At 68.8% G+C, this 23,054-nt stretch carries 17 protein-coding genes; 3 read left to right on the top strand and 14 right to left on the bottom strand.

The features are described from left to right. Positions 1 to 8: 8 nt before the first annotated feature. The 3 genes from ACIBH4_RS09795 (at position 9) to ACIBH4_RS09785 (ending at position 2,464) form a co-directional block, all read left to right on the top strand. Positions 9 to 1,052, top strand: coding sequence for a neutral zinc metallopeptidase (locus ACIBH4_RS09795; RefSeq protein WP_362503299.1), 1,044 nt, complete (start codon positions 9 to 11; stop codon positions 1,050 to 1,052). Positions 1,053 to 1,211: 159 nt separating this feature from the next. Then, positions 1,212 to 1,850, top strand: coding sequence for an SGNH/GDSL hydrolase family protein (locus ACIBH4_RS09790; RefSeq protein ID WP_362503296.1), 639 nt, complete (start codon positions 1,212 to 1,214; stop codon positions 1,848 to 1,850). Between the two features lie 284 nt (positions 1,851 to 2,134). After that, positions 2,135 to 2,464, top strand: coding sequence for a hypothetical protein (locus tag ACIBH4_RS09785; protein ID WP_362503293.1), 330 nt, complete (start codon positions 2,135 to 2,137; stop codon positions 2,462 to 2,464). A gap of 173 nt (positions 2,465 to 2,637) precedes the next feature. Here ACIBH4_RS09785 and ACIBH4_RS09780 read toward each other — a convergent pair whose 3' ends face one another. The 14 genes from ACIBH4_RS09780 to ACIBH4_RS09715 form a co-directional block, all read right to left on the bottom strand. Further along, positions 2,638 to 4,197 (bottom strand): cellulase family glycosylhydrolase, encoded by a 1,560-nt coding sequence (locus ACIBH4_RS09780; RefSeq protein WP_362503290.1) that lies wholly within the window; start codon positions 4,195 to 4,197, stop codon positions 2,638 to 2,640. Between the two features lie 238 nt (positions 4,198 to 4,435). Continuing rightward, the gene (locus tag ACIBH4_RS09775; protein WP_362503287.1) at positions 4,436 to 7,237 is read right to left on the bottom strand and encodes a glycoside hydrolase family 9 protein; all 2,802 of its coding nucleotides are present in this window, start codon (positions 7,235 to 7,237) and stop codon (positions 4,436 to 4,438) included. 129 nt (positions 7,238 to 7,366) lie between these two features. Further along, the gene (locus ACIBH4_RS09770) at positions 7,367 to 10,306 is read right to left on the bottom strand and encodes a glycoside hydrolase family 48 protein (protein ID WP_362503284.1); all 2,940 of its coding nucleotides are present in this window, start codon (positions 10,304 to 10,306) and stop codon (positions 7,367 to 7,369) included. A 716-nt stretch (positions 10,307 to 11,022) separates the two neighbouring features. After that, positions 11,023 to 12,348 carry an ice-binding family protein gene (locus ACIBH4_RS09765; protein ID WP_362762855.1) on the bottom strand — a complete coding sequence of 442 codons (1,326 nt, stop codon included), beginning with the start codon at positions 12,346 to 12,348 and terminating at the stop codon, positions 11,023 to 11,025. A gap of 445 nt (positions 12,349 to 12,793) precedes the next feature. Next, complete coding sequence (locus tag ACIBH4_RS09760) at positions 12,794 to 14,008, bottom strand: ice-binding family protein (RefSeq protein ID WP_362762858.1); 1,215 nt, start codon at positions 14,006 to 14,008, stop codon at positions 12,794 to 12,796. A 313-nt stretch (positions 14,009 to 14,321) separates the two neighbouring features. Next, positions 14,322 to 15,899 (bottom strand): cellulase family glycosylhydrolase, encoded by a 1,578-nt coding sequence (locus ACIBH4_RS09755; RefSeq protein WP_362503275.1) that lies wholly within the window; start codon positions 15,897 to 15,899, stop codon positions 14,322 to 14,324. A 540-nt stretch (positions 15,900 to 16,439) separates the two neighbouring features. Further along, positions 16,440 to 17,837 carry a serine/threonine-protein kinase gene (locus ACIBH4_RS09750; RefSeq protein ID WP_362503272.1) on the bottom strand — a complete coding sequence of 466 codons (1,398 nt, stop codon included), beginning with the start codon at positions 17,835 to 17,837 and terminating at the stop codon, positions 16,440 to 16,442. After that, the gene (locus ACIBH4_RS09745; RefSeq protein WP_362503269.1) at positions 17,824 to 18,828 is read right to left on the bottom strand and encodes a LacI family DNA-binding transcriptional regulator; all 1,005 of its coding nucleotides are present in this window, start codon (positions 18,826 to 18,828) and stop codon (positions 17,824 to 17,826) included. Before ACIBH4_RS09745 ends, ACIBH4_RS09750 begins: the two co-directional genes overlap by 14 nt. A gap of 105 nt (positions 18,829 to 18,933) precedes the next feature. Further along, entirely contained in the window at positions 18,934 to 19,449 is a 516-nt protein-coding gene (locus tag ACIBH4_RS09740) for a GNAT family protein (RefSeq protein ID WP_362503266.1), read from the bottom strand. Positions 19,450 to 19,702: 253 nt separating this feature from the next. Continuing rightward, a complete protein-coding gene (locus ACIBH4_RS09735; RefSeq protein WP_362503263.1) occupies positions 19,703 to 20,032 on the bottom strand; it encodes a DUF2516 family protein in 330 nt (109 codons plus the stop codon). 419 nt (positions 20,033 to 20,451) lie between these two features. Further along, positions 20,452 to 20,922 (bottom strand): hypothetical protein, encoded by a 471-nt coding sequence (locus ACIBH4_RS09730; RefSeq protein WP_362762864.1) that lies wholly within the window; start codon positions 20,920 to 20,922, stop codon positions 20,452 to 20,454. A 3-nt stretch (positions 20,923 to 20,925) separates the two neighbouring features. After that, on the bottom strand, positions 20,926 to 21,456 hold the full coding sequence (locus tag ACIBH4_RS09725) for a helix-turn-helix domain-containing protein (RefSeq protein WP_350943146.1): 531 nt from the start codon (positions 21,454 to 21,456) through the stop codon (positions 20,926 to 20,928). A gap of 278 nt (positions 21,457 to 21,734) precedes the next feature. Continuing rightward, a complete protein-coding gene (locus ACIBH4_RS09720) occupies positions 21,735 to 22,658 on the bottom strand; it encodes a M56 family metallopeptidase (protein WP_362762867.1) in 924 nt (307 codons plus the stop codon). Then, a complete protein-coding gene (locus ACIBH4_RS09715; RefSeq protein ID WP_362503254.1) occupies positions 22,659 to 23,033 on the bottom strand; it encodes a BlaI/MecI/CopY family transcriptional regulator in 375 nt (124 codons plus the stop codon). It abuts the gene before it with no gap. Positions 23,034 to 23,054 lie beyond the last annotated feature (21 nt).

Genomic DNA, 23,054 nt, shown 5'->3' with positions numbered 1-23,054 from the left:
GCGGTCGCATGCGCTCACGGGGGGCGAACCCGCTGGCCTTCGGCGTGCTCGGCGTGCTGGCCACGGCGTTCACCGCGGTCGTGGTGATCGCGAGCCTGGCCGGTGAGAAGGATGTCGAGCTTCCCGCCGGGCCGGGGACCGCCCCGGTTGCGACGAGGAGCGCCGTCCCCCAGCAGACGGGTGACAGCGAGATCACCACGCCGGACTTCACCCCGCCGGAGAAGCTGAACCTCGGCTCCCTGGGCGACGCCGAGATCATGCCGGTCGCCGCGAAACGGAACGCCGCGGGAAGGAGCGCCGCCGTCGACCTCCGCCAGATGCGGCGTTCGGACACCGCGGCCCGGCTCAAGCGCAACCCGCTGTACGGCACGGGCCTGATGCGCCCCACCTCGTGCCGTGCCCCGCGGCCCTCGACCCGGCCCCGCGAGATGCTCTCCTATCTCAACGCCGTCACCGACTGCCTGGACCGGGCGTGGTCGGCGAAGTTCTCCCAGGCCGGCGCGCTCTTCCTCCCGGCGCGCAGGGTCTACTGGTCCCGTCAGGGGCGAGGACCCTGCGGGACATACCCCGACGCCAACGCCTCCGCCTACTACTGCCCGTCCAACCGGGGCATGTACATCGGCCTGAGCCATGTGATCGAGCAGAGCGGCGCCCTCGACCCCGCCGCCAACCACGTGCCCTACATGACCGTGCTCGCCCACGAGTACGCGCACCACGTGCAGAGCATGGCGGGTATCGGCGGAGCCTGGTGGTGGGAGGTCTCCAACAGGTCCCGTGCCGCCCAGGACTCCCACTCCCGCCGCAGCGAACTCCAGGCGCAGTGCCTCGCCGGAGCCTTCGCCCGCACCGTACGGGTCCCGCTGGGAGTCACCAACGCCCGCTGGCAGGAGGTCCTGCGCACCGAGTACGGGCGCGGTGACGACCAGAACGGCGGTGCCCGGCGCGACCACGGCAGCGGCGAGCGCTACGCCGCCTGGCTCGACCATGGCTGGAAGTACGCCAGGATCGCCTACTGCAACACCTGGTCCGTCGGCCCTTCCGATGTCAGCTGACCCCTCCCCACCACCGGTGGACATCTGCAATCATGTCGGGAGCCTGACGTTTCCTGAGGTGGTATGCGCGCGCCCGTACGTAGCCGACCGTGGGCGTTCGCGGCCGCATTCCTTGTAGCGATTTCTTCCCTTATTTCGGGATGTAGCACTGGAAGCGGTGTGGCCACGCCGATGACCGCCGGTACGAAATCCCCGCCCGCCTGGCCGTCCCGGGCCCCGCTCGTCATGATCGTCGGTGACAGCTTCACGGTCGGGTCGGGGCCGGTACGAGGATGGGACGGCTACGCGGCCCGGGTCGCGCGGGAGCTGGGCTGGCAGCTGATCACCGCGGGCGCCGCGGGGACGGGCTTCGTCAACCCCGGCAGGGTGGGCCGGACCTTCCAGGACTCCTTCGTCAAGGAGCTCTCCTGGCGTCCCGAGCCCGACATGCTCATCATCTCCGGAGGACGCAACGACCGCCGGGTCGAGGCCGCGAGGGTCGAGAACGCGGCCGTCCGGCTGGTGGAGCTGGCCAGGCGGAGGTGGCCGCACACCAGGATCGTGCTGGTCGGTCCGATCTGGATGACGAAGGCACCCCGGTGGGCCTACGGCGTGCGGGAGGCCGTCGCGCTCGCCGCCGACCGGCAGGAGGTGTCCTTCCTCGACCCGTTCGAGGCCCTCGGCCCGCACGGCCGGGGCTGGGGGCGCGGAGCGGTGCTGCCCGACGGCGTTCACCCCACCCTCGTCGGCCATGTACGTCTCTCGCGCTGGATGGTCTCCACGCTGCACAGGCACGGCATCGACGCGCGTCCTTCCTGAGAGGGACGGGGATCGGCCGACCGGGGACGGAAGGTCTGGTAGCAGACGGGCGTCGGCCCTCATGGAACATAAAGGACATTTCACCATAAAACCATCTGCCGGAGTTTAATAACTGTCATAAGCGGACAATCGCTGTGCAAAAGGATTGAAATACCGTTTATGGGCAGACATGGCAGGAAAGTATGACAAGCGGGATGGCTTGCATTCATCCATCTCTAGGTGATTTCCGACTGATCCAGAAATGTCGGTAATCGGGGTAATTGAACCTTTCGAGGGGAAAAGCAATGCCCAAGTTCAAGAGTGTCATCACCGGGCTCGCCTTCACCGTGGCGCTGACCGGAGGGGTCGTCGGCGTGGGGGCGGCGACCGCCGCCGCGAGCGCCGCCGCGTCGACCGCCGCGGTCACCGCGGCGGCCTTCCCGACCTGGGGGGGCGGTGGCTGTGGCCGCCGCTGCGGTTGCGGCGGCGGCGGTTGCGGCGGCTGGGGAGGGGGCTGGGGCCGGCACGGTGGTGGCCACCAGCGCTTCAAGCTAAGGATCAACAACCAGAACAACAACCACAACTTCCTGTCGAACAGGAACAGTAGCGGCCGCTTCTTCGGGCTCGACGACTGACCGGACCTCCCGATTCGGGAGCATGCGCGCCCGGATCCGGGCGCGATGCGAAAAGCCCCGTGGCCGGTGTGAACCGGCCACGGGGCCGCGGTGAGACCGCCGATGACGGTGGTCTCATCGTCCGGTCTGCGGCCGGGAGTCGCAGACGCGGGCAGGGACGCCTGGGGGTACGGCTAGGAGATGGCGGGGGTGGGCGGGGTGCCCGTGCCCGACCAGCTACCGATGAAGCCGAAGGTGGTGGACCCTCCCGCGGGGATGGATCCGTTCCAGGCGGCGTTGGTGAAGGTGAAGACCGGGGGAGCGGCGGAGAGGGTGGCGCTCCACGCCTGGCTGATGTTCACGCCCGAGGGATAGGTGAGGACGGTCCGCCAGCCGGTGACGGCCGAGGTGCAGCGGATGGTGACCTCGCCCTGGAAGCCCCCCTGCCAGTGGTTGGTCGTCTGGTAGGTCGAGGTGCAGCCGCTCGGCGGGGTCGCGGTGGTCGTGAAGGTCGCCGCCGGTGAGGCGGTGGAGGTGTTCCCCGCCGCGTCGCGGGCGACGACGGTGACGGTGTAGGCGGTCTGCGGGGTGAGCCCGGTCAGGGTGATCGAGTTGGTCGCGGACGAACCGAGCTTGGTGGTTCCCCGGAAGACGTCGTAGCCGGTGACCGCGCGGTTGTCGGTGGAGGCGGTCCAGGACAGCCGGGCACCGGTCGAGGTGATGTCCGAGGCGGTGGGCGTGCCGGGCCTGGTCGGCGCCTGGGTGTCCGGGGTGGTGGTGCCCCCGTAGATCGTGGCCTCGACGGAGGTCTGCGCGATGCCGTTCGCCCCGTTGAACAGGCGCTGTCCCCAGGGAGTGAGGCTGGCGACGTTGAAGTTGGTCACCTGGTCGAGATACTCGACGCCGCCGCTGTTGCCGCTCCAGGACCAGCCGAGGTAGCCGATGCCCCTGGCCTGGGCCTGGGCCATGATCGTGTCCTCGTCCGGGTTGCCGTCGGAGTGGTCGAAGCCGAACTCGCCGATCACCAGCGGCAGTCCCGCGGTCTGGAACGCCTGCATGTAGGAGGTGACCTCGGCGGCCGTGTCGAACACCCCGTACATGTGGACGGAGAAGACCGTGTTGCGCTGCGGGTCGGCGGCGAAGACCGTGGAGGCGCTGTCACGCATGGTGAAGCTCCAGTCCTGGCCCCAGTTCGGCGCGTCAACCATGATCAGGTGCTGGAACCCGTTGCTCCGCAGCCGGGCGATCGCGGCCGAGGTGGCCTGGGTCCAGTTCGGGGTGGTCGCGTTGTTGCCGATGGGTTCGTTGCCGATGTTGAGGACGACGTAGTCCTCCTGGCCGACGATCGAGTTCTTGACGCTGATCCAGTAGTCCACGGCCTGGTCGAGGGTGTACGCGCCGGCCTGCTCGCCATACCCGGTGGTGTCATGATTTTCCAGGACACAGATGAGCTTGTTCTGCTTGCAGAGCGAGACGACGTTCGCCACGTCGGAGGCGCTGTTCGCGGTCCACCGGCCGCCGCTGAGCACCACCCTGACGGTGTTCGCGCCGAGTGACTTGATGCCCGCGAACGAGCCGGTCTGGGTCGGGTACCAGGTGTGCGCGTGGCTGGTTCCCCGCATGACGAAGGCGTTGCCGTTCGCCTCAAGGATCCGCGTACCGCTCACGCGGAGGCCCACGGCGGCGTGGGCGGGCGGTATGGAGACGACGAACGGGAGAAGGAGCGCCAGGAGCAGCGCCAGTTTGATTCGCATGACCTACCTCGATTGGGGGGGTGCCCGGCCGGGCGGAGGGGTCGTCGCGCCCGGCCGGGGGCGAGGAGGCGTCCGTGGGGGAGAGACGGACGCCTTGCTAGGGAGCGGGAATCGGTTCGCGGTGTGGACGGTCGGGGGTCAGCGCGAGGTGCCGGCGGGTGGTGGAGACGGTCGGATCGGGGTGCCGGTTCGCGGTGCGGACGGTCGGAGGTCGGTGCGGGGGTGGTCGGAACGAAGGTCAGCCGGTGGTGCAGTTCACCGGGGTGGGAACGCCGTTGGTGCCGCTCTGGGTCGCGGTGAACCCGAAGGACGTCGAGGCGTTCGGAGCGAGGGTCCCGTTCCAGGCCGCGTTCCTGACGGAGACGTCCGCGCCCGTCTGGGTGTGCGTGCCGCTCCAGAGCTGGCTGATCGTCTGACCGTTGGGGAACTTCCAGGTCACCGTCCAGCCGGTGATCGCCGAAGTGCCCGCGTTCGTGACGGTGACGTCTCCCTGGAAGGCGCCCTGCCAGCTGCTGGTGACCGTGTACGTGGCCGTACAGCCGCCCACCGGGGCCGTCGTCGTGGTGAACGTGGTGCTTTCCGAGGCGGTGGAGGAGTTGCCGGCCGCGTCCTTGGCCACCACGGAGACGGTGTAGGCCGTCGCGGGGGTGAGGCCGGTGAGGGCGTACGTGGTGGTGGTGGCGGTGGCGACCTTCGTCGTTCCCCGGTAGACGTCGTAGCCGACGACGCCCACGTTGTCGGTCGAGGCCGTCCAGGTCAGGGTGGCACCGCTGCCGGTGATCGCGGAGACGGTGGGCTTGCCCGGCCTCGACGGCGCCTCGGTGTCGTTCTCCGGGGCCGTCGTCGTGGTGAAGGCGGTGCTTTCCGAGGCGGTGGAGGAGTTGCCGGCCGCGTCCTTGGCCACCACGGAGACGGTGTAGGCCGTCGCGGGGGTGAGGCCGGTGAGGGCGTACGTGGTGGTGGTGGCGGTGGCGACCTTCGTCGTCCCCTGATAGACGTCGTAGCCGACGACGCCCACGTTGTCGGTCGAGGCCGTCCAGGTCAGGGTGGCACCGCTGCCGGTGATCGCGGAGACGGTGGGCTTGCCCGGCCGCGACGGCGCCACGGTGTCCGCAGGCTCGTCACCGGGCGGGTTGCCCCAGATCTTCGTCGTTCCCGCGTAGACCGTCATGTTCTGCGTCCGCACCGGGGTCGCGCCCGGCGTGGTGGGGATACCGGTGTACGACCAGTCGTTGGACGGGTCCCACGTCCCGGTGCTGGCGATGCGGAACTGCACCTCGCGCCGGTGCTGCGACTGGCCCGCGGGGGCGATCGAGGTGTTCGAACAGTCGACGGTGACGTAGTAGGTCTTCCCGGACAGCAGGGTCGGCCCGGTCGGCGCCTTGCACTGGTTGTAGGCGGACGTCACGGAGACCTGGCTCGCGGTCGTGCTGCCGTCGAGGGTGAAGTAGTAGCGGAAGGAGCCGTTGGTCAGCGCGCGCGCCGGCCAGGCCGACTGGTTCCTCACGATCGCCTTGATCTCGGTGAACGTCGAGCCCGTGGCGTTCACCCCGGCCTCGACGAAGATCTCGGGGCCGTCGGGGGTCTCGGCGACGGGGAAGTTCGCGGCCGGGGCTCCGCCGTACTCGCGGTACAGGCGGGCGAGGGCACTGGTGAAGCCCGCGTTGTAGTCGGTGGCGACCTCGTTCATCACGTAGTCGTCGCGCTTGTCGGTGTACTTGTCGTCGGGGTCGGGCGGGCCGCCGACGAGGGCACCGTACAGGGTGTGCCGGGTCTCGACCGGGTTGGTCATCTGGTCGGTCCACGAGCCGTGCGCGGTGCGGTGGTGCGGGTTCTTCGGCGGGTTCGCACCGAACCCGATCATGTACGAGGAGTTGCGCGGGTTGTCACCGAGGGCGTAGTTGATCTGCCTGACCGCGAAGTCGTGGTACCGCGCCTTCCGCGTCGCGTCGGTGATCGAGTCGGAGTGGACGAGCGCGGCGAACGAGGTGTTGGCCGCGTAGCGCAACGACCCCCATCTGTCGAGCACCGCGTGGCCGCCGGGGGAGTACTTCACCCGCTGCCCGTTCACGCCGACCGTCCAGAAGTCGAGCCAGCGGTTGGCGTCGTCGAGGTATTTCTGCTTGCCGGTCAGCTTGTTCAGCAGCACGTAGGCGCCGTAGGACTTGTCGTCCCAGGCGATCGTCCACTTGTAGGACTTGATGGTGGACTGCGGCTCGGTGCCGAGGTTGTCGTAGTACGACTCCGCCTTGGCCAGGTAGGAGGCCTCCTGGGTGGCCCGGTACAGCCAGATCGCGCCCCAGACCAGCTCGTCGTTGTAGCCGCTCCACGACTGGTAGTAGCCCGACGCGTCGGTGATGCAGTCGCTGTACTTCTTCCGCACGGTGTCGGCGAAGGTGTAGAGCTGCTTGGCGTGCGTCACCAGCGTGTCGGCGTAAGTCGGATCCGTCGGACGGAAGACGATCGAGGAGGCCGCCATCGCCGCCGCCGTCTCGCCGGCCAGGTCCGACCCCCCGCACGAGGCGTCGATCTTGTAAGAGGGCCGCTCCATCTGCATCGCCTCGGCGGGGCCCCACCAGGCGTGGTCCTTGCCGCCGTTGCCGACCTGCCCGTACAGCACGTTCGCCGACGGGTGGGCCTTGATGAAGTAGTCGTTGACGAACTTGAGGTTGTTCAGCAGGTGGGTGAGTTGCCCCGAGGAGGCGTACGCGTCGCGGTACTCCACCGCGCCCCAGGCCAGCATCGTCGCGCTGGCCGCCATCGGCAGGCCGAACTTGACGTGGTCGCCCGCGTCGTACCAGCCACCGGTCAGGTCACGACCGACGTCCTGGCCGTCACCGAGCCCGGAGGGGCCACGCCAGCTGACGCGGTTCCAGCTCGGCAGCGGCCCCGACTGCTGGGCCTCGTAGAACCAGAGGGACTTCTGCAGCGCCTCGCCGTACGCGAAGGCGGGCGCCGCGGCCTGGGCGCCGGTGGCGGACACCGTCACCGGCACGGCCGCCAACGCCAGCAGCGCGAGCGCCGCCAGGGTCTTCTTCATGGGGGGTGCGCCTCTCGGAGGTGGTGCTCGGGGCGTGACGGCAGGTCAGGGGTACCGTCACGCCCCGAGGTCTCAGGGGGTAGAGCCCGGGTCCGGCCCGGGGGAGAGCCGGACCCGGGGGGCGGGTGGTCAGGGGAAGAGGCGGCCGTACTCGGCGAGGGCGACGGCGACGTCCACCTGCGCCCAGAACCGGTGGTAGTTGAAGGACGGGGCGGGGCCCGTGCCCTTCAGGTAGGCGTCCACCTTCGGCCAGTCCGGGTCGTTCTTGTAGAAGGACCGGATGGACAGGAAGGTCGAGTTGGAGTTGATCACGTCGCCGTTGGGCATCTTGCCGGTCCAGCCCGGGGGCACGTAGACCGGGTCGTTGAGGCGGTTGTAGTCGGCCTTGGTCTCGACGACCGAGACGCCCTTGGCGTCCTGGTTGTTACGCCACATGCCGTCGAGCAGACCCTTGGCGACGGTCTTGGCCGTGGCGTTGCCGGACTTGGCCGCGTAGTACATCAGCACCTTGGCGTACGAGCCCGCCACGCCCACGTCGGTCGTGTAGTCCCTGATGCTCACGTGCAGGTTGGTGTTGGCCGTGGGGTTGTCCGGGTTCCAGGTGTTGGGCTGGCCGGTCCAGATCAGCGTCGAGGGGATCTGGTAGGTCCCGTCGGCGTTGATCGTGGTGTTGTCGGTGGCCCACTTGACCCACTTGTCCAGGACGATCTTGGCGTCGGCGTTACCGGTCGCGTAGTAGAGCTCCGCGACCCGCTCCAGCGACCACGCCTGGAAGCCGAACCACTGGTTGGACGGCGGGTCGTGGTAGACCGGCTGCCAGTCGTAGGCCATCCCGTAGAAGGTGGGCAGCGTCGACGGCGGGGCCGCGTAGTGGCCCTGCCAGCTGTTGGTGGCGCCACCGGCGATCGCGCCCTCGCTCGACTGGAGCCAGCGGTAGAACTCCATCTGTCGCTTGGTGCTGGTGGTCCAGTCCTGAACGGCGGTCGCGCCCTTGGGCTTGAGCGCGTCCACGCTGGACAGCACCCACGCGGCCATCGGGTTCTGGTAACCGGAGTGGTTGTGGCTGGAACCGATCCGCCAGGACCAACCGGCGGAGGTGTCGTAGGCGCCACCCCAGGCGTAGTACCAGCTCAGCAGGTAGGCCGAGCTGTCCTTGCCGGTTCCGGCCGGGCATCCGGTGCTGGTGCAACCCTGCTTCTTGAAGTACTTGTCGTACATCGCGTAGCGCAGGTAGTCGCCCATCTTCGCGGCCTTGGAGATCGTGGACGAGACCTGCGAGGCCTTGCCCTGCTCCGTGGCCCAGGTGTGCGCCCAGTAGGCGACCTGGACGGCGCGGGCGTCGGCGTCGGGGGCGTTGGTGTACTTCCACTGCTTGGCGTACGCGCTGTCGCCGGTGAACAGGTCCAGGAACCCGTTCGTGCCGCCGTGCTTGAAGGTGTCGCAGGACGGCTGCGGAATGGTCTCGAAGACCGACTCCTCAGGACCGCGCTGGTAGGTGTTGATGTACGCGGGCTTGGTGGTCCCGTCACCGCAGCGGCCGAAGCCGTAGGTGTTGTCCACGTCCAGCAGCCAGTGCATGCCGTAGATGTCGCTGGTGCCGTACGCCGTCTTGAGCTCGTTCGCGATCGGGTCGACGCCGACGCTCACGCCGCTGTCCAGCTTGGACGGGTACTGCTTGATGTCGTCCCACTCGCCGGCGTACGTGGCGGGCTTGGACGGGTTGTAGGTGGAGTTGGTCGGCTGGTCGGCCGTGGCCGGGATGATGTACTTCTCCATCGAGGCCCAGGCCGCGTTGAACTTGGTCCAGTCGCCGGTCACCTTGCCGTACGCCGCCTCCAGCCACAGGTAGTAGCTGTAGGCCTCGGAGGTGGTCTCGTGCCCGTGGTCCGGAGCCTCGACCAGGAAGGTCTCGACGGAGTGGTAGGGCACGCCCTCCGGCGAGAAGTAGCCGTTCGCCGGATCCTTGAGCTTGTTGTACATCGTGATGAAGCGCTGGATGTACTCGTTGTCGCCGCCGCCCGAGTCGTTGTCGACCTCGGTGGCGGTCGTCGTGGCCGAGGTGTGGCCGGTGGCGCTGGAGGTGAACACCGCGCTGCCGGAGGTCTGGTCGGCGTCTTCCGCCGCCGCGAGCCGTACCGTCTGCGCCGTGTTCCAGTTGGAGGTGGTGAAGGTCAGCGACGCGCCGGAGGCGACCGTGAGGTCGGTGTCACCGCTCGTCCTCGCGGTCGTCACGGTGACGTTCGAGGACGGGGCCCGGGAGAGCTTCACCGCGAGGTCGGCGTTGCCGCCCTCGGGGACGGCGACCGTGGCCGGGGTGACGAGCACGGCGGGGTCCGAGTTGGCGCTGACGGTGATCCCCACCGGGTTGGAGGTGGTCGTCGCCCCCTTGTCGTCGGTCGCCCTCGCGGTGAGGGAGTAGCTTCCGGCGGCGACGTTCGCCCAGCTGTAGGTGTACGGCGCGGTGGTGTCGGTGCCCAGCAGCGTGGTGCCGTTGTAGAAGTCGACCTTGGAGACGGTGCCGTCACTGTCGGTCGCGTTCGCGGCGATCGCCACCGTCGCGGGTGCGGCGAAGGTGGCGCCGGCCGCCGGGCTGGTGATGCTCGCGGTGGGCGGCTGGTTGACGGGGTTGGTCCCCCCACAGGTGGTGCCGTTGATCGTGAAGGAGGTCGGCTTGGGGTTGGAACCCGACCAGCTGCCGTTGAAGCCGATGCTGGTCGAGGCGCCGGTGGCCAGGTTGCCGTTCCAGTCGAGGTTCTTCGCGGTGACGTTCTGACCGCTCTGCGCCCAAGTGGCGCTCCAGCCCTGGGAGATCCTCTGGGTGCTCGTCGGGAAGGCGAATCCGAGGGTCCAGCCGGTCAGCGGGTCACCCAGGTTCTTGACGGTCACGTTGGCGGTGAAGCCGCCCTGCCAGTCGTTGGTGGCGTACGTCACATCGCAGGAGACCGCCGCGAGGGCAGGGGAGGCCGCCAGTGCGGTGGTCGTCCCGGCCGCCAGGCTGAGTAACACCAGTGCGGTGATCCGTCTCCGGAAGCGTGGGAGCGCTCCCGCTTTGATGGGGAACAGATGCATGAAATGGGCCTCCGTGAGTGTGGATCGATGCGAATCCGCTGGTGGTGACACCGCATCGGATCAAGCAAGGGAGAGAGGGGGTGGGAGCGCTCCCATAAAGGATTCTGGAGACGGTGAACGGGATGTCAATGGCATGTGCCTCCGGTTACGTCGATGTTTCACGGCCCATGCCGCCAGGCTGCTGTGATCCGGTCGGCCTTTTTTCCGAACCGTGAAAGTTTCAGAGCTGTTGATCTTTCCAGCCGAGTGCTTGTTTGTGCGGGTGTCTCCACCCCCGGGCCCGCAGCCCAGGGCGGCCACCGATCCACACGGGTCCCGGCGTCTCGGGCGGGCGCGTGACGGCCCGCGCGTCCGGTGTGTTCGGTGGCACGCGGCGGGCTGTGCGACGGCCTGCCCTTCCCTCCGTCAAGTGCTACGCCTCACCGGCCGGCGGGGCGGCTTCGCCGGCGCCGGGCGGCGGGTGGCTCTCATGGGGCCTCACCCCGGCCGGCGACGGCGACCGGGAAAGGCGAGCGACGAGGAAGAGCCGTGACAGGAAAAGCAGTGCGCTTTCGTGCCTCCTGGGAATTCCCGGGCGTCGCTCCTCGGGAATTCTCCATTTTTCGAACCCCGGCCGATCGCTTCACCTTTCAGGGGTCTCCGACTCTCGGAGGCATCCGAAGACTCCAAATCCTCCGGCGTCTTCGGGGGTCGATAACATGTTCTCCTCCGGTCTTTCAGCGCTGATGGCGATAGTGTCCGGACCGTGGGTGCCGGTGACGGTTGCGCTCCCGGTTCTTTGCCTTGAACATTTTTTTCCTGGGCGGATATGTAATGGTGCTCCGGTTACGTTTCTTGTCGTCGCGCGCGTCGCCCGCGTTGCCCGTGCCGCCCGAGGAGAGGGGGCCGGCGCCGGTGGAGGCCGGACTCACCGTTGACGCCGGGCAGACCCCCTTGGGGCCGACGACCATGGTCAGGACCGGCGAGGAACTGGGATCGAGTCGGTTCGTGCCCGCGAAGGCGGCCACGAACTCATGGGTTCGTTGCGGTACCTGGGACACGATCAGGGTCGCGCGGCCGGTGGCGTCGGACTGGGTCCTGTCCTGACTCACCCCGTTGGCGAAGAACTCGACAGGTCCGGCAGGAGGGACCGGCCCCGAGGACGTGACGCTCGCGACGAGGGTAAGGTGACCCGGTGCTTCCGGATCACAGAACGCGGCCAGCTTGGTGGAGGTCTTCCTCGGCGGCACGACCGTGCAGGCGGATCGTGTGACGGTGGTGTCTTCCAGGCTGACGCTGCCCTCACGGGCCAGAAGGCGGCCGTTCACGGTCGTGCCGTCGGCCGTGGTGATCGAGGTCAGCGCGAGGATGTTTCCGACGAAGCCGGAGCCGGCCCCCAGTGTGGCCGAGCCGTCGACCTGCCAGAAGACGTTGCACGCCTGGGCGCCGTTGACGAGGCTCACCGTGCTGGCGGGCGCGGTGATCAGGCCGGGTGCTCGCAGGACGAAGAGAGCGTTCGGGTTCCCCTGACCGTCGAGGGTCAGCTCCCCGGCGAGCTGGAAAGCGCCCGAGACGGAGTTGTAGACGCCCGGCTTCACGGTGGTCCCCCCGAGCTGCGCGGGGAGGGAGGCGGTGCCGCGCCGCCCCGCCACGTTCTTGTAGGCGGTGGTCAGGTCGATCTGCGCCTGTGCGGCGACGGGGTCGGCCGTGTAGACGGCACCGGCCATGACGCCGGGCGGGAAGCCGGTGGCCACCGATCCCGGGCTCACCCCCAGCTCGCCGGTGACGACGCCGGAACCGGTGTTGGTGACCGTCTTTCCCGCCAGGATCGCGAAGTTCGTGGCCGTGCCGAGCTGCACCGGTGCCATCGCGTCCGTCTCGGGCGTCGGGTGCGCTGTGGTCGCCGTGTGCACCGGGTCGGTCTGACGCGTCGTGTTCGCCGCGTGGGCCGTGTGCGGGGTCGCGGCGACACAGCCCAGCGTGACCGCGACGGTGAGTGCCCCTGTCAGCCAGGAGCGGACGGTAGTTCGAGCGACAATACGTGAGTGACCAATTCTTGTCACAATGCTTTCCTTTTCTTTTTGGTATTTCTCCGTTCATGCGCATTGCCTATGATGCGCCGTTTTTCCGACACTACTGACCTTTGGCGTCGCGGTCGTCGTACGACATGCGGATTGTTTTGCCGCGTTGCCCGCGATGAGCGTCATGAAAATACGGCCATGTTATTGTTTGTGTGGATATTCAAGGGAATGCTGTGGCGTCCGTGGGCCTCGCACCTCTGCCGTGAGCGTCCACGTCCGACGATTTCCCGCGCCGAATGATCGCCGTAGGACGCCCCCGCTCATCACGAGAGGGCGTGCCGTCAGGCGGCACGCCCTCGATGGTCCCGGGGCACGGGAAGGCCGGACACGGTCCGGGAGACGAGATGCGCCGGGTGCCCGGACACGGCCCGGGAGACGACACACACGGGGTGCCCGGACGCGGCGGATGGGCTTCCGGCGCGGGGCGCTAACGCGGGTGGCGGCAGCACCTGGCCCACGAGCGGTGGCGGTGATGCTCACGCTTACGGTCCCTTATCTTGATCGCGTTGCCGCTGTGCTGCCTGTTTTTGATGCTCTGGCCACCCTTGTTCTTTCTGTTCCCCGCCGCCGTCGTCTGCGCCTGAGCCTGGGCCGGGCAGAGAGCGTTCCGGCCGACGACGAGGGGCTGCGGTGTCGAGGCGCTGGGATCCAGGTCCGTGTTGCCGGGGAAGGCGGCCACGAGCAGGTGGGTTCCCGGTTCGATGCCGGTCACCGGCAGGAGGGTGCGGCCGTTCGTTCCGATCGGGGCCGTACCCAGGCTCACCCCGTCGGAGAAGAACTCGGCCGATCCCGTGGGTGCGGTGGGCCCGGATGGTATGACGTTCGCGGTGAGGACGAGCCGGCCCGCCCCCCTCCGCGAGCACGCCGTGGCCAGCGTGGTGGCGGTCTCCCTCGGTGGTGAGACCGCGCAGTCGGCCGTCGTGACGATGCCGGTGTCCAGGGTGACGGCGCCTTCGCGGGCGAGGAGACGGCCGGCGACGTTCGCGCCGGTGGCCACGGTGATCGAGATCAGCGCGAGGATGTTTCCGGCGAAGCTGGAGCCGGGGCCGAGCGTGGCCGAGCCGCCGACCTGCCAGAAGACGTTGCATGCCTGGGCGCCGTTGACGAGGTTCACCGTGCTGGCGGAGGTGGTGACGAGGTCGGAGGTCGTCTTGAGGATGAAGACGGCGTTCGGGTCGTTCTGTCCGTCGAGGGTGAACTCCCCGGTGATCGCGAAGGCGCCCGTGGCGGAGTCGTAGGCACCGGGGGTCACGGTGGTCCCACCGAGCTCCGTCGGGAGGGTGGCGTCGACGGGCTGTCCCGCCGCGTCGTCGTAGGCGGCGGTCAGGTCGAGTTGGGCCTGCGCGGCGGTGGCGTCGGCGGCGTGGACGGCACCGACCACGATGCCGGGCGGGAAGCCGGTGACCACCGATCCCGGGCTCACCCCGAGGTCCCCGGTGACCACGGTGGGGCCGGTGTTGGTGGTCACCGTCCCCGCCAGGACCGCGAAGTTCGCGGCGGTGCCGAGCGGCGGCGTCGCCGCGTTCGCCGTGTGCGGGGTCGCGACGACACAGCCCAGTGTGAACGCGACGGTCAGGAATCCGGCCTGCCAGGAACGAGCGGCATTTCGCGAAGCGGTATGCGAGTGACCAACTCTTGTCACAATGCTTTCCTTTTCTTTTTGGTATTTCTCCGTCCAGACGCATTGCCGATGATGCGCCATTTTCTCTGACCCTACTGATCGGCGGTGTCGTACCTGTTATACGACATGCGGGATGCTTTATTGCGTGGTTATCGGCTCATATTAGAGAGATATGGCCGTGTTGTTTCCCGGAATATCTCGATCCGGGGCGGGGCTGCCCTCCGGTGGGTGAAACGAACAGAGGGCGTGCCGCTCGGCGGCACGCCCTCGATGGTCCGACGAGATGACGCGTCAGGACCGGGTGCGGGATCGACGGTGCATCAAAGGTGCGCGGTCAGGTGCAGGTGATGCCGGACGCGCCGGGGGTGGAGGGTCCGTTGGCGGTGAATCCGACGACGACGGACTGGCCCGCCGCGAGACTGGTCGCGTGGCTCGGGGCCTTCGCGGTGAAGGTGGTCCCGCTCTGCGTGACGGTGGCGTTCCAGCCGCTGCCGAGTGTCACCCCGGACGGCAGGGTCCAGCGCACCGACCAGTTGTTCCAGGCCGAGGTTCCGGTGTTCTTCACGGTCAGCGCTGCCTGGAAACCTCCCGACCAGGAGTTCGTGAGCGCGTAAGACGTCTCGCAGGCCGCGGAGCCCGGCGTCGGTGTCGGGGTCGGTGTGGGTGTACCTGTGCCGCCCCCGCCGACCGGTGCGATCAGGTACGGCTGGAGGATGTCCTGCTTGTCTTGGTTGATCGAGCTCCAGTCGTCCTTGGCGATACCACCGGTGTCACCCGAGTTGGGGTTCCACGACCAGTAGGTGAACGACATCCCGTTCACCCCGGTGCCCAGGTACTTCATCAACTCCTGGAGCCAGACCTTGTCCACGGCCGCCTGCATGGTGGTCCCGAACTCGCCGAGCATGATCGGGGCGATGTTCTGCTTGTAGAGGTAGCCCCAGTACCTGTCCCAGACCGCGGGCAGGTTCGCCGGATAGTTCGGCGCGTCGAACCACGCCTGGCGGTAGACCGAGGTGGCGTAGTCGTGTGGCGAGTAGACCAGCCGGTTCGCCACGTTCAGCCGCACCGGGAACTCCCCGGCCTTCGACAGGTTGCCGCCCCACCAGCCGCAGTCCTCGTCGTTGCTCGGGTCGTTGTCCCAGACGTTGGACAGGCCCCCGCTCGGGCAGCTCACGCCCTCAACGAAGATCAGCCAGTTGGGGTTGACCGAGAGCACCGCGTTGCCCGCCCGCTCGGCGGCGAGTCGCCAGTCGCGGGCGGTGTCCCCACAGCCCCAGCACGCCCCGGTCGCGGCCGGGTTGGTGCCCTCGGCGTGCGGCTCGTTGTGCAGGTCGGCGCCGATGACGGTGGTGTTGCCCGCGTACCGCTGGGCGAGTGCCTTCCAGTCGTTGATCCAGGTGCTCTCCGGCGTCGCGGGCACGTACCACAGCGGCGACTGCCCGGCGGCGGTCGGCCGATGCCGGTCGAGGATGATCCGCATGCCCTTGCTTCCGGCGTACGCGATGACCTTGTCGAGGATCTGCAGCGGGCTGTTGCCGACCAGGTCGGGGTTGACGAAGTCGTTCACGCCGCTGGCGACCGCGCCGGGCTTGAGCGCGTCGTTGGAGAACGGTACGCGGAGGGTGTTGTAACCGAGCGAGGCCATCTTGTCGATCTGGCCTCTCCACGGGTTGTTCGACCACAACCCGTGGAAGGTCTTGTTGTCGGTCTCCATGCCGAACCAGTTGATACCGGTCAGCCGGACGGTCGCCCCCGTACTGTCGACGATCTTGTTGCCGGAGGTGCGCAGGTAGCCGGTGCCGGTCCCGCCCGCGGCACCGGCCGGGGAGGAGCCGAGCGCGACCGCCAGCGCCGAGGTGACCGCGAGCGCCGCGAGCGCCGCCGGCCACCTGCGAACACGCAGGACTTTCATGGAAGGGCCCTTCAAGGACGTGATCTGTTCGCGGGGTGGGAACCTCGCGATCGAAAGGTGCGGCCGGACGCGATCGCCATGGTTCGGCGCCCGCCCCGCTCCCGTCAACCACCGTGGGAACCGGTTCGCCCCGATGCCACGCCCGCACCCCGTCCCAACTCGCCCTGTGCGACCTCGGCGCACCTGTCGTTCCGTGAAAGTTTCACCGTGCCGGACCGCCTCTCCCACACCCGGCGTCCAGGGCGGCGGTCACCGTCGGTGAATCCCCTTCGGCGTGTGCGACCTCGACCCGCCGTCGAATGGAGCGCGTTCCGACCGTCCGGTGAAAACGGCGGCGACCGCTTGGCGGCGCCGATCCTGTCAAGGATGAAAGGTGGCCGGGAATCCCTCTCGATCGGGCGTCGGTGTTCGCCCGAGGTTTCACCGGCGATGTCGGAAACGGCGAATTCGATAGGCTCCCAAAGTCGGCGCCCGGGTCCTCTCGATTCAAGAACCGAGAGGACCCGGGCGCGTTTTTCGACTTTCCTGCCGGTTGGTTTTCTAGCCTGTCAACGCGACCGCCACGAGCATCAACTGGGCCTCCAGGGCGTGACGGAAGTCGTCTGGCAGCGAGCCCTCCCGGTTGCGCTCGGCGATCTTTTTTCGGATCGGGTCGAGGTCGCCGGAGCCCCAGACGCTGTTGGCCAGCACCTGCCGCAGGTCCAGGGCCACGTCCGGGCGGATCTCGCCCTCGTCCTCTCCCTTCGCGAGCACGGCGTTGAAGTGCCGCACACTCTGGTTGAGGTTCGGTGCGTAGGAGTGGATCGCCTCCGACCCGGGCGCCGGTTCCGCCATCTGCCCACCCCACTTTCGGGTAGGAGAAGTAGGAGAAGGCTGCGGATTCGTGCCCGGTTGCGGGTAGGCGGTTGTGGGGTCGAGCATCGTGGGCGGTGCCGTCCCGCGACCCTGCGGACCGGCCACCTGCTCGTTGTGCGAGCCGGAGATCCGGCTCCACAGCAGGAGTCCCGCGAGCAGAGCCGCCACCGTCGCGACCACCACCCAGCGCACCAGCCCACCCCTGCCCGCCGAGTGCGCCGGGGCCAGGGGGGTGGCCGGTGTCCTGAGGGCCGCGGTCAGGCCGTCGGCCACCTCATGGGCCTTGGGTCTGGCCTCGGGCCGGTGCGACAGACAGACCTGGCAGAGCGCGCTGATCCGCGCGGGCATGCCCGGGACCTCCGCCAGCGGCGGAGGTCCCTCCCTGCGGACGTTCTCGATCTCCTCCCAGGTCCGTTCCGGGTACGGGGGAGCGCCGGTGAGCATCTCGAACAGCAGTACGCCCAGCGCGTAGATGTCGCTCGCCGGATCCGCGACCGTGCCGGTGAGCCGCTCCGGAGCCACGTAGGGAGGCGTCCCGTAGTCGGAGGTCCAGTCGTCGCCGTCCTCTCCGATGAAGGCGGCGATGCCGAAATCGAGCAGCTTGGCGCCGGTCGAGGTCAGCAGCACGTTCTCGGCGGTGACGTCCCGGTGCACGATGCCCCGCTCGTGGGCGGCGGCCAGCACGGTGGCCAGCCTGGCGGCGATCGTCGCCGCCTCCGTCCACGGCAGCGGGCCCTCGGCGACCCGGTCCGCCAGCGGGCGTCCGTCCAGCAGGCGCATCACCACGTACGCGGCGAGGCGCCCCTGCGAGGTCACGGTCTCCCCGTAGTCGTAGACCTCGATCGCGTCGGGGTGAATGAGGCGCGCGGTGGCACGCGCCTCCCTGCGGATCAGCTCGCGCTCCCCTCGGTCGAGGCCCAGCTCGCCGTCCAGCAGCTTGACGGCGACCATCCGCTGGAGCGACTGGTCGAAGGCACGCCAAATGACGCTCATGCCCCCCCACGCGATGCGCTCCAGCAACAGATACCTGCGGGTGAGCACATCTCCCGCGCGAAGCCCGACGTGCTGGTCAGGCGGACTCACGGACCACCAGCTCAGTGGGGAGTACGGGATTGTCGCGGGGAGAGCCGGCCGAGCCCATGGAGAGCAGCAACAGCCGGGTGGCGAGTGCGGAGAACTCCTCCACCGGCTGGCGGACGGTGGTGAGCGTGGGTGAGGTCCGCCGGGCGGTGGGGGAGTCGTCGAACCCGATGACGGCCACATCCTCCGGCACCCGGCGGCCGGCACGCCGCAGGGTCTGCAGCGCGGCGGCGGCCATCACGTCGGAGGCGGCGAAGACCGCGTCGACGTGCGGCATCCTGCGCAACAGCCACTGCATGCCGTGCACGCCCGACGCGTGGCTGAAGTCGCCGTACGCGACCGGCACGCTGGTCATCCCGGCCAGGGCGAGGGTCTGCAGGAACCCGTCGAGCCGGTCGCGAGCGGCCGGAAGGGCGGGTGGGCCCGCGATCACGCCGATGGACTTCCGGCCGCCGAGCAGCAGGTGTTCCGCCGCCTGCCGACCGCCGTCGCGGTTGTCCATGTCGACGTGGGGGAGGTCGATGCCGTCTGGGGGACGGCCCGCACTCCGTACGGGAATGCCCGAGGCGGCGAGGGTCACCACGAGCGGATGCCTGTCGCGGGCCGCGATCAACAGGACGCCGTCGATGCCTCCTGCGACGAGCGGTGGCGTGGCGATGGTGGAGGTGGCCGCCGTGGCGGTCATCACGGCGAGGGGTACGCCGTGCCCGGTGAGGACCTCCTCCGCAGCCGTGATCATCCGCGCGTAGAACGGCTCGGTGAACAACCGGTGCGCGGGTTCGCAGACCACGATGGCCACGACCTGGTCGGATCGGCGGCCGGAGCCGCCACGAGGAGCGCGATGCCTTACGTAACCAAGACGCGATATTGCGTCATGCACCTGCCTACGAGCCGACGTGCTGACTCTGACTGAACCGGTGAGTACCCGGGACGCCGTGGCGGGGGAAACCCCTGCCTCTGCTGCGACCTGGGCAAGTGTGGGTAGATCGGTCATAACTTCCTCCACACCAAGATTCCGCACAGGTGGGAGCGCTCCCATTGAACCTAGCATTGTTTCGGAAGTGTCAAAAGATGTTTCCGAAAAATCACCTTGTGTATGTCAAATTTCCCTGACAACCCAGTCAGGGGCAAGTATCGACATGATTACGGAGTCATACCATTCCCCGTTTAGGTGCAGGGCGTCACGGCAGACACCCTCCTGGACGAACCCGAGCTTGCGGTAGACGTGCGCGGCCCGTTCGTTGAAGGCGTAAACCTCCAGGCCCACCCGATGCAGCGGCGTGGTGCGGAAGACATGGTCGAGGGTGAGCCGGATCGCCTCGCTGCCGTAGCCCCTCCCGTACGCCCGGGGGCCGATCAGCGCGATGCGCAGGTTGCAGGAGAGATTGTCGGCGTCGAGCTGGTTGAGCACGATCTCGCCCACGTAGGCGTCGTCACCGGCGGTGCAGATCGCCAGGTCCAGCCGGTCGTCGATGTCGCCCCGCGAGCCGTACCAGGCCTTCAGTCCTTCGTAGTCGGGCTTACCGTGCGAGCCGGTCAGCCGGACGGTCTCGGGGTCGTTGACCAGCTCCCAGAGGCCGTCCACGTGCTCGGGGCCGACCGGCCGGAGCGTCACATGCTCTCCGGGGAGTGTGGGTTTGCGCGCGAACATCATTCGGCGTGTCTACCGGCAGGAATCCCGCCGGGCAAGCCGATTCCCCGCGAGGGCACGACGGACCCCCGCTCGGGGGTGGGCCACCGGGGTCCGTACGGACCCCGGTCGCACGGCGCGGTCGAGGAAGCCGCCGATGACGCGGTCCGGTCACCGGGGTCGGTACGCACTCCGGTCGCCTGACCCCGTGCGAGCCGCACCATGGCGCGTCCCCGCGTCACCAGGGTCCGTACGGCCCCTGGTTGCCGCCGCCCCTGCCGATCTCCCCCACGGCGGGACGCACGTCGGCGAGGTAGATGCCCGAGGCGATGACGGACGCGATCGTGAAGATGCTCAGGACGCTGAGATACTGCACCGCGGCGGCGAAGCCGAACAGCGCCGCCAGCCCGAGGATGACCAGCCACAGCTTCTTGGTCTGCTTGCCGGTGGCCGCGAACGCCCGCGCCGGGGTCTTCGCCGCGTGGATGAGCGCCCAGCCCGACAGTGCGAACACTCCGACGGCCAGGATCCAGAAGACCAGGTCCAGAGCACCGTGGATTTCGATCATCGTCTCTCCAGAACGTTCGCCTCGCCGGTCTCCCTCAGCCTAATGCCGAAAGTCCCGTTCGCGCCGCCCTCGACTCTTACCGGCTGGGGCCGGTGGCTCGTTTCCTGCCCGTGCCGGCCGGGACGGCTCGTCCCCGCGTCCGCGTACCGGCCAGAGCCGGTGGTTCGTTCTCGCGCCCCATCACGTCGATCTCGCTCGCCCCCGGCACGGTCCCAGGACGCCACAGGACCCGCCCCGGCCGTGCCGGAACGGGTCCTGGAACCGGAGCGTCGTCCGGTCGCCACCTCACGGGGTTTGTGGAGGCGGCCGCGAGCTCGTGCACGGCCCGGCCGCGCGAAGCGGTGGCGAGTCCGCGGGGGCCGGTCTGGGGTTTTCGTGAGGTCCGCCGGACCGGTCAGAAGGTTTCGCGAAGGGCTCGCTCAGCTCTTGGTCGTGCCGGACGTCCTGGAGGTCCTCGTCGTGCCCGACGTGCCCGACTTCGTGGTGCGGGTGCCCTTCCTGGGCGTCCGGGCGGAGGCGATCGCGGGCTCGGCGGCCTCGGAGACCTCCTCCAGCTCCAGGGCGATCTCGCCGCTGGTCTTGGAGACGACCTTGCGGCCGCGGCTGGCGAACTCCTCGTACAGCTCGTTGGCCCTGCCCGCGATGTGGTCGGCGTAGTCGCGCGCCTTCACGGGGAAGTCCTTGGCGTAGACCTCGGCCTTTCCGGCGAGCTGCCTGGCCCTCTCCGGGAGGTCCTTCGCGGCCTCGCGGATCTCCTCACGGCGGCCCTGCAGCTTGTGGATCTGCTCGGGGAGCTCAAGGAGCTTCTCGACGGCGAAGTCGCCGGCCCCGGCGACGGCGTAGAACGGCTTGGACTCGGCCAGCTTCTTGACTTCGGTGGTGATGGGCATGGGTTAACCTTCCTTGGTTTCCTTGGTGATGTGGCCGTTGCTCGGAGGGGCCGCGTAGGGCTTCAACGCGGTGAGGTATTCCTTCGGGAGCGGCACCTCGTCGTCAGACGAGGAGTCCGCGTCACCTCGCCGGGGCTCCGGTGCGAGAGGCGCTTTCTGGGAGGTCTGCGCGTCGTCGTCCGGGGCCTCGGCCTGTTGGTTCTCCTTGCGGAACGACTCGTAGATGTCGATCAGCACCTGGCGCTGGCGCTCGGTGATGAGATGGTCGGCCCTGATCGCGGTCAGCACGTCGCTGTCCGGCTCGCGCTCCTCGATGAGGCCCGCCTGGACGTAGAGCGCCTGCGACGAGATGTGCAGGCCCTTCGCGATCTGGTTCAGGATCTCGGCGCTGGGCTTGCGCAGCCCGCGCTCGATCTGGCTCAGGTAGGGGTTGGAGACCCCTGCCGCCGCGGCGAGCTGCCGAAGGGAGATCTTCGCGTGCGTGCGTTGCTCGCGGATGTACTCACCGATCGAACCGACCTTGGGTAGTGCCATGGTTCGAGTCTGCCGCACGGTGCTTGCAATTGCAAACGGGTTGGCTAACACTTGCAAGCACTTTGGGGTGAGCTTGGTTAAACCTGGATGAAACCGGCCGCATCACCAGGGCGGCCCCCGGTTTCGGCATGCGGATCCGTCGTACCTTCACGGAGGCCCAACGCGGGACCGCACTCGTACGGGGGTCTCGGTGCCGTGCGTGCGACGGTCGCCGCGCCCGGTAAGGAGCCCGATGCGGGTTCTTCGATGCGGGACCGGCCACAACAGCGGCGCCGACTTCAGTACGGGACTAGCCACAAGAGCGGCGCCGAGGACGTCAGGGCGACGGAGAAGGCGACGATGGCGTAGCGCACCCCGCGCGGCAGGACCGGGACCGGGTTCACCAGACGCTCGACCCTGGCCATCACGGCGGCGGCGGAGTTCGTGGCGCCCAGCGCGCCGTGCGGGGCCGGGACGGCGCCCGCGGTGCCGAAGCGCAGCAGGGCGGTCGCGAGGCGGCGTGCGGAGCAGCCGCGGCGGGCGACGTCGTCGGCGGCCATCTCCACGAGCAACCCGACCTCGCCCTGCGCGTCCCTGACCACGCGCGACCAGGGCAGTGCCCTGCGCAGCGCGGCGAACGGCAGCAGCACCAGATCGTGCCGCTCACGCACGTGGGCGGCCTCGTGGGCGAGCACCGCGCTCAGCTCGTCGGCGGAGAGCAGCTTCAGCGCCCCCTCGCTCACCACCACCTGGGAGCGCAGGCCGGGCACGCAGTAGGCGGTGGCACCCGGGTGGTCGAGCACCCGCACGCCGGGGATCACCGGATCCTCCCTCGCGATCAGGGCGAGCAGGGTGCGATGGCGCCTGCGGGCGCGGAGCGTCTGCGCGCCCGCGGCGAGGAGGACCAGGATCAGCACGGCGAGCGCGGTCAGTCCCGCGACGAGCGCGAGGATCCTCGGCATGTCGTACGGCCTGGGAAGCCCCTCCCCGGCGCCGAACGCGGAGATCGCGAACTCGTGCAGGCCGTGCAGCACGCCCTCGCCGTAGGGCTCGAGCGCGTAACCGAGCAGGGCGCCCGTCCCGGCGAGGCCCCAGGTGACCCCGAGCGCCTGCCACAGGACGATGGCCACGTGCGGGGCGCGGTAGGTCCATCGAGCCCGGGTGAACCGCCAGGCGCCGACCGCGCAGACCAGGGCGAGCGTCGCCAGCGCTGCCGCGGTCATCTACTCGTCCTCCAGCTCCTCCAGCTCCTCCAGGTCCGTCAGGGCCCTGCGCAGGATGTCGGCTTCGGTGCCGGTGACGGCCTGGGCGAACCGGGTGAGGGCCGCCGACCGGTCACCGGTCAGATCCAGCGCTTCCAGCATAAGCTCCGCGATGTAGGCGTCGCGGCTCTCCGCCGGTGCGTACCGCCACGCGCGCCCGTCGCGGGTGCGGAGCAGGAAGCCCTTGCGGGTGAGTCGGTCGAGCACGGTCATCACAGTGGTGGGCGCCAGGTCGCGGTCGGCGATGAGACGCCCGACCTCCCGCGCCGTCACAGAGGATGGCTGTGCCCAGATGATGTCCATGATGCTGCGTTCAAGCTCGCCGAGACCCTTCACGCATCCAAGCCTAACTCCCGC

Origin of the sequence: Streptosporangium sp. NPDC050284, from assembly GCF_044459525.1 — a bacterium.
GTDB lineage: Bacteria > Actinomycetota > Actinomycetes > Streptosporangiales > Streptosporangiaceae > Streptosporangium.
The sequence above is the reverse complement of the archived record's forward strand: the minus strand, read 5'-3'. Positions and strand labels throughout refer to the sequence as shown.